The organism is Zobellia sp. OII3 (assembly GCF_002211465.1).
GTDB lineage: Bacteria > Bacteroidota > Bacteroidia > Flavobacteriales > Flavobacteriaceae > Zobellia > Zobellia galactanivorans.
Map to the genome: position 1 here is coordinate 1,687,210 of NZ_MWRZ01000001.1, position 16,690 is coordinate 1,703,899.

General features: G+C 43.7%; 17 protein-coding genes. 13 read left to right on the forward strand and 4 right to left on the reverse strand.

Annotated elements, in window-relative coordinates; translation table 11 throughout:
* Position 1: 1 nt before the first annotated feature.
* The 12 genes from B4Q04_RS06935 (at position 2) to tsaB (ending at position 12,001) form a co-directional block, all read left to right on the forward strand.
* A complete protein-coding gene (locus B4Q04_RS06935; RefSeq protein ID WP_013993739.1) occupies positions 2-724 on the forward strand; it encodes an SCO family protein in 723 nt (240 codons plus the stop codon).
* On the forward strand, positions 725-1,258 hold the full coding sequence (locus B4Q04_RS06940) for a DUF420 domain-containing protein (protein ID WP_013993740.1): 534 nt from the start codon (positions 725-727) through the stop codon (positions 1,256-1,258).
* 38 nt (positions 1,259-1,296) lie between these two features.
* Positions 1,297-1,530 carry a hypothetical protein gene (locus B4Q04_RS06945; protein WP_013993741.1) on the forward strand — a complete coding sequence of 78 codons (234 nt, stop codon included), beginning with the start codon at positions 1,297-1,299 and terminating at the stop codon, positions 1,528-1,530.
* Between the two features lie 102 nt (positions 1,531-1,632).
* Positions 1,633-2,877 (forward strand): ABC transporter permease, encoded by a 1,245-nt coding sequence (locus B4Q04_RS06950; RefSeq protein ID WP_013993742.1) that lies wholly within the window; start codon positions 1,633-1,635, stop codon positions 2,875-2,877.
* Between the two features lie 33 nt (positions 2,878-2,910).
* Complete coding sequence (locus B4Q04_RS06955) at positions 2,911-4,170, forward strand: ABC transporter permease (protein ID WP_088696335.1); 1,260 nt, start codon at positions 2,911-2,913, stop codon at positions 4,168-4,170.
* Between the two features lie 63 nt (positions 4,171-4,233).
* Positions 4,234-5,346, forward strand: coding sequence for an efflux RND transporter periplasmic adaptor subunit (locus B4Q04_RS06960; protein ID WP_088696336.1), 1,113 nt, complete (start codon positions 4,234-4,236; stop codon positions 5,344-5,346).
* Between the two features lie 109 nt (positions 5,347-5,455).
* Positions 5,456-6,160 carry an ABC transporter ATP-binding protein gene (locus B4Q04_RS06965; RefSeq protein WP_013993745.1) on the forward strand — a complete coding sequence of 235 codons (705 nt, stop codon included), beginning with the start codon at positions 5,456-5,458 and terminating at the stop codon, positions 6,158-6,160.
* Positions 6,150-7,379, forward strand: a complete 1,230-nt coding sequence (locus B4Q04_RS06970; protein ID WP_088696337.1) for an ABC transporter permease — start codon at positions 6,150-6,152, stop codon at positions 7,377-7,379. The genes B4Q04_RS06965 and B4Q04_RS06970 overlap by 11 nt, the downstream gene beginning before the upstream one ends.
* A 1-nt stretch (position 7,380) precedes the next feature.
* Positions 7,381-8,643 carry an ABC transporter permease gene (locus B4Q04_RS06975; RefSeq protein WP_088696338.1) on the forward strand — a complete coding sequence of 421 codons (1,263 nt, stop codon included), beginning with the start codon at positions 7,381-7,383 and terminating at the stop codon, positions 8,641-8,643.
* 62 nt (positions 8,644-8,705) lie between these two features.
* A complete protein-coding gene (locus B4Q04_RS06980; protein ID WP_013993748.1) occupies positions 8,706-9,848 on the forward strand; it encodes an efflux RND transporter periplasmic adaptor subunit in 1,143 nt (380 codons plus the stop codon).
* Positions 9,849-9,879: 31 nt separating this feature from the next.
* The gene (locus tag B4Q04_RS06985) at positions 9,880-11,229 is read left to right on the forward strand and encodes a TolC family protein (protein ID WP_088696339.1); all 1,350 of its coding nucleotides are present in this window, start codon (positions 9,880-9,882) and stop codon (positions 11,227-11,229) included.
* 97 nt (positions 11,230-11,326) lie between these two features.
* Positions 11,327-12,001, forward strand: coding sequence for a tRNA (adenosine(37)-N6)-threonylcarbamoyltransferase complex dimerization subunit type 1 TsaB (tsaB, locus tag B4Q04_RS06990; RefSeq protein WP_013993750.1), 675 nt, complete (start codon positions 11,327-11,329; stop codon positions 11,999-12,001).
* A 4-nt stretch (positions 12,002-12,005) separates the two neighbouring features.
* Here the strand turns inward: tsaB and B4Q04_RS06995 are convergent, their stop codons facing one another.
* From B4Q04_RS06995 to B4Q04_RS07005, 3 genes are all read right to left on the reverse strand, one after another.
* A complete protein-coding gene (locus B4Q04_RS06995) occupies positions 12,006-12,842 on the reverse strand; it encodes a mechanosensitive ion channel family protein (protein WP_088696340.1) in 837 nt (278 codons plus the stop codon).
* Between the two features lie 226 nt (positions 12,843-13,068).
* Positions 13,069-13,269: a dodecin family protein gene (locus B4Q04_RS07000; RefSeq protein ID WP_013993752.1), complete on the reverse strand. Its 201-nt coding sequence runs from the start codon at positions 13,267-13,269 to the stop codon at positions 13,069-13,071.
* 83 nt (positions 13,270-13,352) lie between these two features.
* A complete protein-coding gene (locus B4Q04_RS07005; protein ID WP_013993753.1) occupies positions 13,353-14,267 on the reverse strand; it encodes a NifU family protein in 915 nt (304 codons plus the stop codon).
* A gap of 134 nt (positions 14,268-14,401) precedes the next feature.
* Here B4Q04_RS07005 and B4Q04_RS07010 point away from each other — a divergent pair, with 134 nt between their 5' ends.
* Positions 14,402-15,415, forward strand: a complete 1,014-nt coding sequence (locus B4Q04_RS07010; RefSeq protein WP_013993754.1) for a type IX secretion system membrane protein PorP/SprF — start codon at positions 14,402-14,404, stop codon at positions 15,413-15,415.
* A gap of 78 nt (positions 15,416-15,493) precedes the next feature.
* Here the strand turns inward: B4Q04_RS07010 and B4Q04_RS07015 are convergent, their stop codons facing one another.
* Positions 15,494-16,681 (reverse strand): vWA domain-containing protein, encoded by a 1,188-nt coding sequence (locus tag B4Q04_RS07015; RefSeq protein WP_013993755.1) that lies wholly within the window; start codon positions 16,679-16,681, stop codon positions 15,494-15,496.
* Positions 16,682-16,690 lie beyond the last annotated feature (9 nt).

Genomic DNA, 16,690 nt, shown 5'->3' on the forward strand with positions numbered 1-16,690 from the left:
CATGAAAAAGTATACGTACGTTTGGGTGTCTTTGGTAATACTTGTGTTTGGAATCATCTTCGTTCCTAAGATCGTTGACCGAATTTCAAAAGGAACCATTGTGGAGAACGATCGTATGAACGTGAAGCCTAAGGAGGCGCCCTTGGCCTATATTACTTTGAACGATAAGAAGAAACAGGTTCCCGCCTTTGATTTTATCAATCAAGACAGTGTAAGGGTGTCTAATGCCGATTTCAAGGGAAAGGTATTCGTTGTCGAGTTTTTCTTTACAAGCTGCCCTTCCATATGTCCTGTGATGACCGAGAACCTTGTGGTCTTGCAAGAGGAGTTTAAGGCAAGCGAAAACTTTGGTATAGCCTCATTTTCGATTACCCCCGATTACGACACCCCACAGGTGCTAAAGGCCTATGCCAAAAAGTACGGCATACATGATAAAGATTGGCACTTGATGACGGGAGACAAAGAGCAGGTGTATGACCTGGCCAATAACGGGTTCAACATCTTTGCGGCAGAAATGCCCGATGCCCCAGGTGGCTTTGAGCATTCTGGACTGTTTGCATTGGTCGATAAGGAAGGTTACCTGCGTTCAAGAACCGACGAGTTCGGTAATCCTATTATATATTACAGGGGAGCTATAACCGAGAAAAAGGGAGTGAACGAACATGGGGAGAAAGAACAGATTTCAGCCCTAAAAGAAGATATTAAACGTTTATTGGCGGAATAGATGGAACAGACAGTACTACAGGAAAAAAAGTTCAATAAGCTGATTACCGTGGTTTCGGTGGTAGTGCCCGTTGTGGTGGCCATATTGTTCGGGGTTAAAATCCCCAATGTGGAACGTCTTGGGTTTCTTCCTCCTATATACGCCTCGATAAACGGACTTACCGCGGTTTTGTTGTTGATTGCGGTTTGGGCCATAAAAAATGGTAAGCGGGAACTGCATCAAAACATTATGACTTCTTGTATTGGTCTTTCCGTGTTGTTTTTGTTGATGTACATAGCCTATCACATGACGTCTGAATCTACCTCGTATGGAGGGGAAGGAGCGGTGCGATACCTGTATTTTTTTATATTGATAACCCATATCGTTCTTTCGATAGCTATCATACCCTTAGTGCTTAAAACCTATGCTTTTGCCTATTTGAAAAAGTTTGAAAAGCATAGAAAATGGGCGAAGCTTACTTTTCCTATATGGCTTTATGTAGCGATTACCGGTGTAGTGGTTTACCTAATGATTTCACCTTATTATCCGGCTTGATTGGGGAATAGGTGCATTTAACTTTTGAAGAAAGTAGAATGAAAAAGACTTTGTTTGTATTCGTGATAATAATCGGCCTCATGCTGCCCGATACGCTTGAAGCCCAATGTGCCATGTGTAGGGCCGCCCTTGAAAGTAGTGGTGATATGAAGGCTGCGGAAGGTATAAACAACGGTATAGTCTATCTTATGGCCTTACCGTATATTCTTGTTGCGGGACTTTTCTACTTTGTGTATAGAAAGATGAAAAACAGGTCTACTGAGGAAGTTTAACATTTTTTTTTGAATTAAGCTGTAACAAAGCCCCTCAATTCTTGTCTTGTAGTTGTACGATTATAAATCGTATTCATCAATCAATCAATCAAAATCAACTACATGTTCGACATCGAGAGGTGGCAAGAAATCTTCGATACTATTCGTAAGAACAAGTTACGGACCTTTCTCACAGGCTTATCCGTAGCTTCCGGTATTTTCATATTGGTCATTCTATTGGGGTTTGGTCAAGGTTTCCGTAATGGTATAGCCCACGAGTTTGAGCAAGATGCGGCAACCAGTGTCTGGGTTTGGCCCGGTACCACCACAAAGAAATACAAAGGCTTGAATCCTGGAAGAAATATCCAGTTGACCAATGCCAATTACGAGTTTTCGGCTAGGCTACTCGAAGACGATATTCAATTTAAATCCCCCAGAATTTTTGTTCGCAACGTTTCCGTTACCTACGGAAATGAGGCCTTGGTGTATCAGGTGCAAGGCGTGTCGTGGCAATTTCAGATGATCGAGAACGAAAACATGTCGGCGGGCAGGTTTCTCAATTATCAAGACGAACGGGGCATGGCCAAAGTTGCTGTCATCGGTAAGAAAATTGCCGACGACGTTTTTTCCGATGTCGATAGTCCGGTAGGTGAGTTTGTCAAAATTTCGGGGCTGCCCTTTAAAATCGTTGGGGTTTTTAATGAAACGGAAGACCGGGAAGAAGAACGCATCTATATACCGATGACAACGGCCCAGCAAGTTTTTAATGGGGGCGACCGACTGAACAACCTGGCTTATACCTTGCCTCCGGCCGATAATTTTGAAGAGGTGGTGGCGCATTCCATCAAGTTTAAGAACAAGTTGCGGACCTATTTGCAGGAAGCGCATACCGTTGCACCCGATGATACCAATGCCATTTTTGTATGGAGCGCGATGGAAGAGGCTAAAAGATACTATAGCCTTACCGACAACATAGCCTTGTTTTTCTGGTTCGTAGGCATCTGTACCATTATTGCCGGGGTCGTGGGCGTGAGCAATATTATGTTGATCGTGGTGCGGGAGCGCACCAAGGAAATCGGTATACGAAAAGCACTGGGGGCCAAACCTTGGTCCATTGTTGGAATGATCTTACATGAGTCTATTTTTATTACGGCCATATCGGGCTTTGCGGGACTCATATTCAGTATGGGTCTTTTAGAATTTCTAGGCCCGCATATCGAAGTGGATTATATCGTGAACCCATCGGTGAATTTTACCGTGGCCATTTCTACGGTATTTGTATTGGTGTTGGCCGGAGCCGTAGCGGGATTTTTTCCGGCATGGCGGGCCGCAAATATTCATACCATAGACGCATTGAGAGACGAATAATATCAAGCTCATTAATCTTTTGATTTTGTAATCATGTTCAATAAAGACCGTTGGAAAGAAATTTTGGAAGTATTGACCAGTAATTGGTTCAGAACCGTATTGACGGCCTTTGGTGTTTTTTGGGGCATATTCATTTTGATATTGTTGCTTTCTGCAGGTAAGGGACTTGAAAATGGTATTATGCAAGACTTTGGTGATATTGCCACCAATACCATGTTTATGTGGTCGAGAAGCACGACCAAGCCTTATAAGGGGCTTCCTAAGAACAGAAGTTTTCTTTTTAAGGTTGAAGACGTGCAGGCCATTAGGGACAAGGTGCCCAACTTAAGGTTTATTTCCCCAAGAAATCAACTTGGAGGTTTTAACGGGGCCAACAATGTGGTACGCGGTATAAAGACCGGGGCCTATAATGTGTATGGCGACTATCCTGAAATCAGTAAGCAAGACCCCATGACCATGACTTCGGGGCGTTTTCTGAATTATAATGATATTAAGGAGAAACGAAAAATTGCCATTATTGGCGAAGGGGTGCGGGCCGGACTTTACGATAAGGATGAAGAGGTGCTGGGGAGCTTTATTAAAATTCAAGGCGTCAATTTTATGGTAGTCGGTACCTACAAGAAAAAAAGCAACGACGGCGATGGTGAAGAGGCACAGAAAGAAATATATGTGCCGTTCACCACCTTTTCCCAAGCCTTTAATCGGGGCAATGATGTAGGGTGGATGGCCATAACCGCCAACGATGGTACCTCTATAACCAGTATAAAGGATAAAATTATGGCCGTGGTCAAGCAGAATCACAAAGTACACCCCGATGACCAAAGGGCCGTGGGGCATTTTGATCTTTACGAACAGTTCCAAAGGGTACAGAGCCTTTTTGGGGCCTTGCGCTTTATTGCCTATTTCGTCGGAATCTTGGTCTTGCTCTCAGGAGTTATCGGGGTGAGTAACATTATGCTCATAGTGGTAAAGGAGCGTACCAAGGAAATTGGTATTCGCAGGGCCTTGGGCGAGGATCCTTGGTCTATTAAATTACAGATTTTAATGGAGTCTATTTTCTTGACCATTATCTCAGGTATGGCGGGTATCACATTGGGAGCCCTCTTTATCTATGGGGTAAACACATTGTTGGATATGAATGGTCCGGTAGATATGTTCTTGAACCCCAGTGTAAGTTTGGGGGTGGTGATAAGTGCCTTGTTCATTCTTATTGTTTCGGGACTCCTTGCGGGATTCATTCCTGCCCAGAGTGCCATTAAAGTGAGGCCGATAGATGCCCTCCGAACGGAATGATAGTAAACCTAAATAGGAAGTTTTAATAAGAACAAATAGAGTAACATCAATCAATCGTAAAAAATGAAAAAATCAGTAACTAGAATCGTTCTTTTGCTCATAGTGATAGCCTTTGGCGGATCTATGTATTACCTCTATCAAAAGAATGCCGAAGACCCAGTGGTCTACGAAACCGAAAAGGCCGTTAAGAAGACTATCGTAAAGAAAACGGTGGCCACCGGTAGTATATTACCCTTAGAGGAAGTGTTGATCAAACCTAATATTTCAGGGGTAATCGAAGAGGTGTTTGTAGAGGGGGGCGATTATGTGAAGTCGGGCGATCTGCTCTGTAGAATAAAGGTAGTGCCCAACCTAAGTGCCCTTAATGATGCCAGAAACAATATCGACGAGGCTAAAATAAACTTAGATGACCAGCTCCGAAACCTTGAACGCCAAAAGGGGCTTTTTGCCAAAGGCGTCATCTCTAAGGTCGATTTGGAACGGGCCGAGGTAGTTTATAGCCAGGCCAAACAAGCGTATGCCGCAGCCAATAAACGCTACGATATTGTAAAGACGGGAACGGCAAAGGGGTATGGCAACGCCGCTAATACCCAAATAAGGGCTACCGTAAGTGGTATGGTGCTAGAGGTTCCCGTGGAAGTCGGAAATCAGGTCATAGAGAGCAATAATTTTAATGAAGGAACGACCATTGCCGCTATCGCCGATGTCGACAAAATGATTTTTGAAGGAAAGGTCGATGAAAGTGAAGTAGGAAAAATAAAGGAAAACCTGCCCCTTGAAATTACCGTGGGCGCATTGGAAGGAAAGACCTTTGACGCGGTTCTGGATTATATCGCCCCTAAGGGCAAAGAAGAGAACGGGGCCATTCAATTTGAAATCAAGGGTACCTTGAAGAAACAAGATTCTGTTTTTATCCGGGCGGGCCTTAGTGCCAACGCATCGGTCATTTTGGGTAGGGCCGACAGTGTGCTTGCCATTAAGGAGGCCTTGGTGCAGTTCGATGATAAGACCAAAGCTCCTTTCGTTGAGATTGCCAACGGAGACCAGAACTTTGAGCGACGTAATATTGAACTGGGCATTAGTGATGGTATCTTCGTAGAGGTGAAATCGGGCATTACGGAGTCGGACAAGATTAAGGTCTGGAATGCCATAGAAAAGGAAGAGGAGAAAGGCTAGTATATTTTTTTAACAGAAAATTTGGAGTACTTCTTGTAACAATTGGGCAACTTAGTTGTCTTATTTCCATATTGTTTTGAGAATTCCGAATACAATTAACAAAACCATCATGATAGAAATTAAAGACCTTCACAAATCCTATAAAATGGGAAGCAACTCCTTACATGTTTTAAAAGGATTGAATTTTAGTATTGCTGAAGGTGAGCTTGTAGCTATAATGGGTTCTTCTGGTTCGGGAAAATCTACCCTTTTGAACATTTTGGGAATGTTGGACGAGGCCGATTCCGGTTCGTATACTTTAGATGGCGTTCCTATCAAGAACCTGAACGAGACCAAGGCGGCCAAGTATCGGAATAAATTCTTAGGTTTTGTCTTTCAGTCTTTTAATTTGATCAACTACAAAACGGCCATGGAAAATGTGGCCTTGCCCCTATATTACCAAAAAGTACCCCGAAAAGAACGGGAAGAAAAGGCGTTGAAGTATTTAGAGCAGGTAGGCTTAAAAGAATGGGCCACCCACTTGCCCAATGAACTTTCGGGCGGACAAAAACAACGTGTCGCCATTGCCCGTGCCATGGCTGCCGAGCCTAAGGTGCTCTTGGCCGATGAACCTACGGGTGCTTTGGATAGTAAAACGTCTTATGAGGTAATGGACCTTATTCAAAATATAAATGACAAGGGAAATACGATCCTTGTTGTAACTCACGAGGAAGACATTGCCCATATGTGCAAACGTATCGTACATTTAAAGGATGGCGTAATTGTCGAAGACAAAAAAGTAGAACAGGTTAGGGCCGCTCAATATGTTAAGTAGGGACAACTGGAAAGAAATTTTCGAGACGATTCAGAAAAACAAACTCCGTACGTTTTTGTCGGGGTTTACCGTGGCTCTGGGTATTCTTATCTTTGTGGTGCTCTTTGGTTTTGGAAACGGACTCATCAATACCTTTGACGATTTTTTCGGGGATGACGCTACCAATGTTCTTTTTGTATTTCCAGGAAGGACGACCATGCCTTACAAAGGGTATAAATCGAATCGGACTATTGAATTCGACAATAGTGATATCGAGGACATACAGAAGAATTTCCCCTTGTTCGTAGAGTATATTAGTCCAAGAATAACCCGTCAAGATACCGTTAGCTATATGAACGAATCGAATAGCTACAGAACACAGGCCGTGGGTCCGGCACACCAGTTTAGTGAGATGACCATCATGATGAAGGGCCGTTACCTGAACGAACTCGATATAAAGAACAAGACCAAGTATGCGGTTATCGGCCGTCTGGTGGAACAGGATCTTTTTGGTAACAAAAATTCCATAGGCAAGTATATCGATGTGGGAGGAAGCTCTTTTAAGGTAATCGGGGTTTTTCAAGATGATGGGGGTGATAATGAGGAGCGTATTGTCTATATACCGTACACCACGCGTCAATTGATTGAAAAGAATACCGACAAGATCAACCAGATCGTTGTAGGGTTTAAGCCTGAAATCGGCTATGCCGGAGCCATGGCCCTAGATAAGAGCCTTGATAAGTTTCTCCGTTCCAAAAAATTCATCAATCCAAAAGACCAGAACGGCATCTTCATTAGAAATATAGCCGATCAGTTGAAGCAAAACCAACAGTTTGCGCGGGTGTTGCAGATTATAGTGGGCTTTGTGGCCTTCGGAACCATTATCGCCGGCATTATCGGTATCAGTAATATTATGGTTTTTGTGGTCAAGGAACGCACGAAGGAATTGGGTATACGAAAAGCCCTCGGGGCTACACCTAAGGCCGTAATCGGAACGATTTTGTTGGAATCGGTATTTATTACTACGGTTTCGGGTTTTGTGGGCATGCTCATAGGAATTGCCATTTTAAGCTCCTTGGGAGAGAAACTGAAGGATTTTTTTATTACCAATCCCTATATAGACACGAGTATTGCCCTTTCGGCTACCATTGTTCTAATAATTTTCGGAGCTATTGCCGGTTATGTACCCGCTCGGCGTGCGGCCCGTATCAAACCCATTGTAGCCCTAAGAGACGAATAATATGCGATTTATATTCGATAGAAATACTTGGCAAGAAATTTTCGGTTCCATCAGCAAGAACAAGATGCGGACCGTTATCACCGTGGTGGGGGTTCTCTGGGGCATCTTTATTTATATCGCCCTTTCCGGTGCGGCCAAGGGCATGGATAATGGTTTTGAGAGTATGTTCGAGACCATTGCAAGAAACAGTATGTTCGTTTGGGCGCAAAGCACAAGTATGCCGAACGAAGGCTACAAGACGGGCAGACAGATGCAGTTGAAAATTGATGATGCGGTAATGATCGAGAACCGTATTCCCGAAGTGCAATATATTGCCCCACGTAATGTACGGGGCTTCTTTGGTGCCCCTCCCGCAAATATTGGCCGTAAGAACAAAACGGGAAGCTATTCCCTCTTCGGAGACTATCCTGCCTTTACTAAAATAGCACCCAAGAAAATTTACGACGGAGGTCGGTTTATCAATGACGAAGACATCGAGCAAGCGCGAAAAGTGGCCGTAATCGGCGAGCGTACACAAAAGGAACTTTTTGACGCGGACGAAAACCCGATTGGGGGCTACTTTAAAATCGACAATGTCTATTTTCAGGTGGTTGGGGTCCATAAGTACGAAGCTAGTGGTGGATTTGGGGGTGACGGAGATATTTTTATTCCCTTTACTACCTTCAAAAAACTATACAATACTGGTGATAACGTTGGGTGGTTTTCCATTGCGGCCTATGATGATGCCGATGTGGTAAAGGTCGAGGAAAATATTAAAAGCCTATTAAAGAATATTCATCATGTACACCCCGATGATGATCGGGCCTTCGGTTCGTTTAACCTAGGGGAGCAGTTCAATAAAATTGTAGGCTTTGCCGATGGCATAACCTTTCTTTCATTGATCGTTGGTATTGCCACCATTTTGGCCGGGGTTATCGGCATTGGTAATATTCTGCTGATCTCGGTAAAGGAAAGGACGAAGGAATTGGGCGTACGAAGGGCCTTGGGGGCTACACCGGCCGAGGTGCGCAACCAGATTATTCTTGAATCGGTCTTTTTGACCGTAATTGCGGGTATCATGGGTATCATTCTAGGGGCGCTGGCTTTGGCGGGAATCAATAGTATGACACAGGATATCGATTTTCCTTATACCAATCCTACCGTGCCCATACCCTACGTCATAGGCGCCTTGGTCATTATGGTGGTGTTGGGGACTTTAATCGGACTCATACCGGCTCAAAGGGCGGTGAGTATCAAGCCGATTGATGCCCTACGGGAAGAATAACGCACAATTGTGTAACAAAATGCATAACAACAAAACCAATAGATAACAAATACTCCTAAGAAATGAACAAGATCGTAAAATATATCTTAATTGGTATTTTGGTACTAGGCGCTTTATGGGCTGCGGCCTTTTTTATAAAATCGAATAGCAAGGATGCGGTTACCTACGAGACCCAAACGCCTTTTATATCGAATATTGAAAAGAAAACGGTGGCCACGGGCAAGGTGGTACCCGAAGATGAGGTAGAGATCAAACCACAGATTTCAGGTATCATCCAGAAAATATTTTTGGAGGAGGGCCAAAAGGTGAAGTCGGGTGATTTGATAGCGACCATTAAGGTCGTGCCGAACGAGCAAGCCCTCAACCAATCTAGGGGCAGGGTCCGAAATGCCGAGTTGGCCCTTAACAATGTGACGATCGAATACAATAGAAACAAGGCCTTGTTCGATAAGGGGGTGATATCGAGTCAAGATTTCAACAGCTTGCAGCTTCAGTACGACCAGGCCCAACAAGAACTTCAAAATGCAAGGGCCGATTATCAGATCATCCGACAGGGGTCAGCCGGGGGCTCTACTAGCGCTAATACCAATATACGTGCCACGGTAGAGGGCACTATTTTGGAAATACCGGTAGAAGAAGGCGATCAAGTCATTGAAAGTAACAACTTTAACGATGGTACCACCATTGCGACCATTGCCGATTTGAGCAAGATGATATTTGAAGGAAAGGTCGACGAAGGGGAAGTGGCCAAGTTAGAGGTCGGAACACCCTTGAAAATCAGTCTAGGGGCGGTTGAAGGAACTGAACTCGATGCAAAACTTCGTTTTATAGCACCAAAGGGAATCGAGGAAACGGGTGCGGTACAGTTTAAGATCGAAGGTGATGTAGAGGTTAAGGAAGGCGTATTTATCAGGGCAGGGTATAGTGCGAATGCCTCATTGGTATTGGAGAAAAAAGATGATGTTTTGGTGATTCCCGAGGCCTTGTTGCAGTTTGATAAAAAAACCGATAAACCCTATGTCGAGATAGAAACGGGTGACCAGAAGTTTGAAAGAAGGGATATAGAGATAGGGATTTCCGATGGGGTAAACGTTGAGATCGTTTCCGGCTTGACGGAATCCGACAAGGTAAAGGTGTGGAACAAAACCGAACCTATCAAAAAAGGGGAAGACGAAGAAGGGGAAGAGGGAAAGAGTGAAGAGTAACAATCATCAATCATAATCAAAAAATCAAAACATGAATCTTAAATTAACAATCGTACTGTTTTTGTGCTCGATCGGTGCTATTTCCGCCCAGCATAAAAAATGGACGTTAGAGGAATGCGTGGCGTATGCCGTAGAGCATAACCTTACCGTAGAACAGTACGAGCTCGATTTGAAAAACGCACAAATAGATAGGTCGGATGCGCTTGGGGCCCTATTGCCCGATTTAAACGCATCGTCAAGTATGACGGGTAGTACGGGACTATCGTTCGACCCTACGACCAATGAACCGGTAACTTCAACAATTCTGTCCGCCAATGGAGGCCTGACTTCTTCTTTGACGCTTTTTGACGGATTGCGCAATTTCCATAGGCTCAACCGTGCCAAGCTGAATGCCTTGTCCAATCAATATCGTTTAGACGATTTAAAGGATGACATTCGTTTGAACGTGGCCAATGCCTATTTGCAGATATTGTCGAACAAAGAGTCGCTTAAAGTGTTCGAGGCCCAATTTGCCGTTACCGAACAGGATCTAAAGCGAACCAAGGAATTGGTGGAAGCGGGCGTGCTTCCCAAGGGTGATCTTTTGGAGGTCGAAGCTACCGCCGCCAATCTTGAACAACAGATTGTCAATACACAGAACCAAGTGTTGATTTCGCGTATCAACCTGGCGCAACTGCTTCAAATAACCGATTACGAGAACTTTGATGTATTGGATGCCGATTTTGAAGTGCCTCCGTCCGAAGTTCTTACAAAATCGCCCAAAGAGATTTTTGCCGAGGCCTTGACCTTTAGAAACGATATTAAGTTTTCGAAGTCGAATATCGATTTGGCGAAGAAGGATCTCGATATTGCCAAAGGGGCTATTTATCCTACCTTGGGAGCCTTTTTTAACTATAATACCCGGTATTCGGATCAAGGCGGATTTAATACTACAGGAGTCTTTGTTCCGGCTGAAAGCTTTGTCAACCAATTGTGGATCAATGATGGTATTTCTTATGGTTTGAGATTGGATATTCCCATATTCAATGGCTTTGGGGTCAGAAACAACATCAAGCGCTCACAGATCAATGTCGAAAAGGCCAAGCTGCAGCTCGAGCAAGAAAAGTTGGATCTTGAGACCAATATCAATCAGGCCTATGTAGATGTGAAAAGTTTTTCGAAAGCTTATGAAGCTGCCCAAAAAACCTTGGAAGCCAGAAGGTTGGCCTATGAATATTCAAAGGAACGCTACGAGGTAGGTCTTATGAATGCCTTCGATTTTAGCCAGGCCCAATCAAGGGTAGACAATGCCGAAGCGGAATTGATCCGTACGAAATATGATTATATCTTTAGACTTAAGGTGCTGGAGTTCTATTTCGGACTGCCCCTAGAGCTTAAATAGAGATTTGTACATAGAAATTGAAAACCTGTTCGGCCTCGTGTCGAACAGGTTTTTTTTATGTGCTAATTTCAACCGTCTCACCTATCTTTGTACCCTTATGAGCATAATCTTAAACTTAGAGACCGCCACTACCAATTGTTCGGTCAGTGTGGCCAAAGACGGACGTATATTGGCCATTAAAGAGCATGATACGCCCAATTATTCACATTCCGAACAATTGCATGTCTTTGTTCAAGATGTTTTAAAGGAGGTCAATGTAGATGTGTCGGAGCTTGATGCCATCGCCGTGAGTAAAGGCCCGGGGTCTTATACGGGCTTGCGTATCGGGGTTTCGGCGGCCAAGGGGCTGTGTTTTGCCTTAGAGGTGCCCTTGATTTCGATCGCTACCCTGACGAGTATGGCTACACAGGTAACGTCAAACGATATCGATTATATCATTCCCGTGCTAGATGCCCGGCGTATGGAAGTTTATTCGGCCGTTTTCGATAAGGATAAAAATCAAGTGAGACCTACCGAAGCCGAGATTATAGACGAGAATTCATTTTCAGATTTTTTACAAAAAGGAAAAGCCGTTTTGGTGGGCAGCGGTGCGGAAAAGTGTAAAACGCTATTATCTCACCCTAAGCTTACATTCGATACCACCATAGTGCCATCGGCAAAGGAAATGGCCCAATTATCATATAAAAAGTTCAAAGCAAGCGATTTTGAAGATGTCGCTTACTTTGAACCGTATTATCTAAAGGATTTTATCCTACAACAGAAAAAGAAATAGGGGGTTAAGCCTCTATCGCTTGTCCCTTGACGTGTACGTCGCGCTGTGGAAAAGGTATTTCTATTCCCGCTTCGTCAAATCGTCTTTTGATTTCTTCGATAATAAAGAAATGTGCAGCCCAAAACACCGGGTTCTCGGCCCAATAGCGCAAGGTCAGGTCTACCGAACTGTCTCCCAATCCATCTACATATACTTCGGGCATTGGGTCTTTTAGAACGTTCTCGTTTTTTGCGCAGATGTCGAGCATGATTTCTTTGGCGGTCTTGATATTTGAGCTGTAGCCTATCCCTACTTTAATATTGTCCCTTCGTGTAGGCATGGCGCTATAGTTAACGACATTGTTGTTTGATAGCTCGCCATTGGGTATAATGGCCAATTGGTTGCCGAAGGTGGTCAATTTGGTGTAGAAGATGGTAATTTCCTTGACCGTACCGTCTACGCCTTGGGCGGAAATAAAATCCCCTATTTTAAAAGGCCTGAAGAGCAAAATGAGTACGCCCCCTGCAAAGTTGGAAAGCGACCCTTGGAGGGCAAGTCCTATGGCCAGACCGGCCGCACCGATAATGGCGATCAATGACGATGATTTAACGCCAAGCTGGGTCACTACCAGAACAAAGAGCAGTACCTTGAGGGCGATGTTTATAAAACTCTGTAAAAAGCTCTCCAAAGCCAGGTCGTAGTCCTTCTTCTCAAAAAACTTACGGACCATTTTATTTATAAAGCGAATGATCCATAGGCCGAAGACCAAAATAATGGTGGCCATGATCACATCGGGTAGTACTTTCCAAGCCCATTCTATGGCCTTGTCTATGTGTTCTTGATAGTTTGCGAATTCTTCCATTTATATGCTTTATTTTAAGGGCGCAACTTACTAAATACAGGGGTTTCGGTCAAAAACAAATCATTAAACTATTGTTAATGGAGGATCTGTAAATCGAATGCGGTAATACTTTGTTCGTATGTGCCCAAAATAGAGGGGCGGTACTTTTTATGATCAGGGTTTGCGGTGGGCATCAAAAAAAAGCGCTACATGAAGTGCAGCGCCTTTTTAAAAAAATGTTTCGTGCTTACTTGACCTCGAAAGTGATCTTGACGTTTACACGGTAATTGTCCAGTTTGCCATCTTTTACCGTAGCGCTTTGCTCGTTGATGTAAACCGACTTGATGTTCTTTACTGATTTAGAGGCCTGCTCAACGGCTTGCTTCGCCGCGTCTTCCCAACCTTTGTCAGAGTTCGCCAATACTTCTATAACTTTTAAAACTGCCATAATACATTATTTTTTATAGTTCGCTTTAAATTACGAAAATATCGGACAGGTTTGTTGATTCTAAACCTATAAAAATTAGTTCATTAGCCGTTTAGGGCGACCACTTCGTTCACTTTGTCCCCCATCATATTTTTAAGCATGGTCTCGATGCCATTTTTTAGGGTGAAGGTTGAAGAAGGGCAACCGCTACAGGCGCCTTGTAAAATTACGTTTACAGTTTTGCTTTCCTCTTCGTATGACTGAAAGAGAATATTACCACCGTCACTGGCTACGGCAGGTTTTACATACTCTTCTAGAATATCTACGATTTGCTGGGAGGTATCGTCTAGTTCCGGCGTTGCTTGGGTTGGAGCCGAAGTGGTATCGCTTGCTTCCTTTGTTGCCGCTATGGCATCCTCGGAAACGGCTTCGTTGCCATTGGCCAGGTATTCCCGTATGTGTTCGCGCAATTGCATGGTTACGTCTTCCCATTCCGCAACGTCATACTTACTTACGGATACATAGTTCAGGTCAAAGAAAACCTCCTTTACGAACGGAAAGGTAAATAGCTGCTTGGCCAATTCTGAATTTTTGGCCTCATCTATGTTTTTGAATTCAAAGGCGGTGGGAACAATTGGTTTGTTGGCCACGAATTTCATCACCGATGGGTTGGGAGTGACTTCGGCATATACCGTAATGGCCACTTTTTTGACAGTTTCCTCGACCTCGTTTACGATAGGTTCTCCTGCATTTAGGTAATCTACCAGTTGTTGGGCCACTTCGTCCTTTACGTCGTCCCAAGTAACGATGTCGTAGCGTTCAAGCCCGATAAAGTTTCCAGAGATATATACCGTTTTGATAAACGGAAGGTAAAAGAGTTGTTGGGCCAAAGGTGAATTTTTGGCCTCATCTATGTTTTTGAACTCGTAATTCTTGCTCTTGGTCAAAAAATGATTTGTCTCAAATTTAAGAATCGCAGGGTTGTTGGTCTTAACAACCGTAATCGTATACTCCTTCATGGTGTCAAAATTTTTGTAAAAATACAACCTAATTTTTGAACGGTGTGTATTGAAACGGGGATATAATAATGTTGCGTTTCGTCCGTTATATGTTATATTTAGTCGATAAAATAATCATCCTCTATATTAAACCGATGAAACACCGTTTCCTGCTCTTGCTGGCGTCCCTCGTTTTTGCAATCCCATCGAACGCTCAAGAGGGCATACCCGTATACTTTGATTACCTCTCCGATAACTATTACCTTGTTTATCCGTCTATGGCGGGTATCAGTGATGGGGGAAAGATTAGGGCCACCGCAAGAATGCAGTGGTTTAGTGTTGAAGACGCTCCCAATCTGCAGACCATCAATGCCAATTTTAGAATTGGAGAAAGTAACAGCGGGGTGGGGGCTATCTTTTTTAATGATGCCAATGGATATCATTCGCAAACCGGTTTTAAGGCTACATATGCCCATCACCTAAAACTCGGTGGTGACGGTCGAAATTTGAACCAGCTTTCATTTGGCCTGAGTCCGACCTACCTGCAAAGTAGTCTCGATGAGTCCGAATTTGTTTCGGTTGGGCCCGATGATGCCATTGCCGGTATAAAACTGAGCGAGGGCTATTTTAATATTGATTTGGGCTTTTCATACAACTTGATGGAATTTTATGCCCATGTGGCAGTGACCAATCTGTTGGGGAGCAAGCGTAACCTTTATCGTTATGGAAAGGCAAATGATAATATACCTGTTATCGATAATTTACGCCGGTATTTGTTTTCGGTAGGATATGTTTTCGGGAAGCAGGAATGGCAATTCGAGCCTTCGGTACTGTTTCAGTTAAGTGAATTCACCGAAGAGAAAACCATAGATTTAAACGCCAAGGTCTACAAGGATGTCGATTTTGGACGTATTTGGGGCGGACTCTCGTACCGTAGAAGTTTTGATGGTGCCCAGTTTGCTACTTCGGATAGTTTTGGGGAACAGCGTTTACAGTTGTTTACACCTATCGTAGGGGCCAACATCGGTAATTTTATGGTGTCGTACAATTACTCTTACCAAACAGGGGATATCCGTTTTGATAGCGGAGGTTTTCACCAAATAACATTAGGTTACGATTTTGGTCAAAAGGAGCGCAAGTATGATTGTTATTGCCCTGCGGCACAGTAGAGTGGTGTAATCCAAATAGAAAACATAAAAAAGCATCCCGAAATTTCGGGATGCTTTTTGTTTGGTTATGGAAGCTAATTATTCTTCCCACTTGTAGTCTTTCTTGGCTGCTTGCTTTTTGATGGCTTCCAACATGGCATTTTCAAGTTCTCCTTTTTCGCCTTCTTGCTGTTGTTCGGCAATGAACTTCTCGCGTTTGGCGTTCAGCTCTTGGATCTCGGCTTGAATCTTGGCGCGATCTGATTTTTTTTCTTCGATATAAGCCTTTATTTCGGTCTCTGATTTTTCCTTTAATTCTTTGGGGAGTTCTTCCTTTTTGATTTCGGAAATATTAAAGCTTTCGTCTTTGGAGGCATCTACCAGGTCCCATTGCTTGTTGTTGTACAATCGAGAGCTTTTGCTGACGGCACGTTTAACCGCAACGGCTTCCTCGAGTTCGTAGGCGTTGTCGTCTTGTACGCGTTGTTTCTCCATTTTGGCACTTCCCATGGCTCCATACGAAATGTAGGTCTGGTTCAGTTTTGAATTCAGTTGAATGATAACATCGTCGTAAGGCGTGTCGATATGGACCACCTTTCTGTTGTGGTCTATGGCTATGTATTCCCCTCCCGTTAAGGTAGCGCCGTTCTTCCATTCGGTATTGATGCCTTGTTCGTAGTTACCGCAAAAGATGGTGTTGACCACGATGTCTTTTTCCTTGGCGTTGGTCACTGCGTCTTTGTAGTTGAGCTTGCCTTGGTTAAAGGGTTCGTTACCGGCAATAAAAATCATTTTCAGGTTATCGGGGTTATTGCCCCAGTCTAGTTGCTTTAATGAGGTGTGTATGACTTCCCCGCAAAATTCCTCGCCTCCGTTGGTCGTCAATGAAAACAGTTTTTCCGAAATTTCATCCAGGTCCCCGCTAAAGTTCAATACTTGTTGAATGTATCCTTCATTGGAAGATAGGTTGTCGTTTCCATATTGATAGAGCGCAATTTGTAATTCAGGCCGTTGCTCGTTGCCGCATTTGGCGTGGGTGAACTTGTTTACTATATCCCAAAGCTGTGATTTGGCCTGGTTGATAAGTCCGTCCATACTATTACTGGTATCCAACAATAGGGCAATTTTGACCGTGTTGTTTTTGGGCTTGTCCTTTTCTGGAACATTAAGGGCTTGGGCCATTACCGGTGCTACTGTCGTTTTTTTGGCCTTTGGTTCGCAACCGTACATGGTTGTAAGGGCGAATGACATAAGGGCTAATCCAAGAATCTGTTTTGTGTGTTTCATAATTATTTT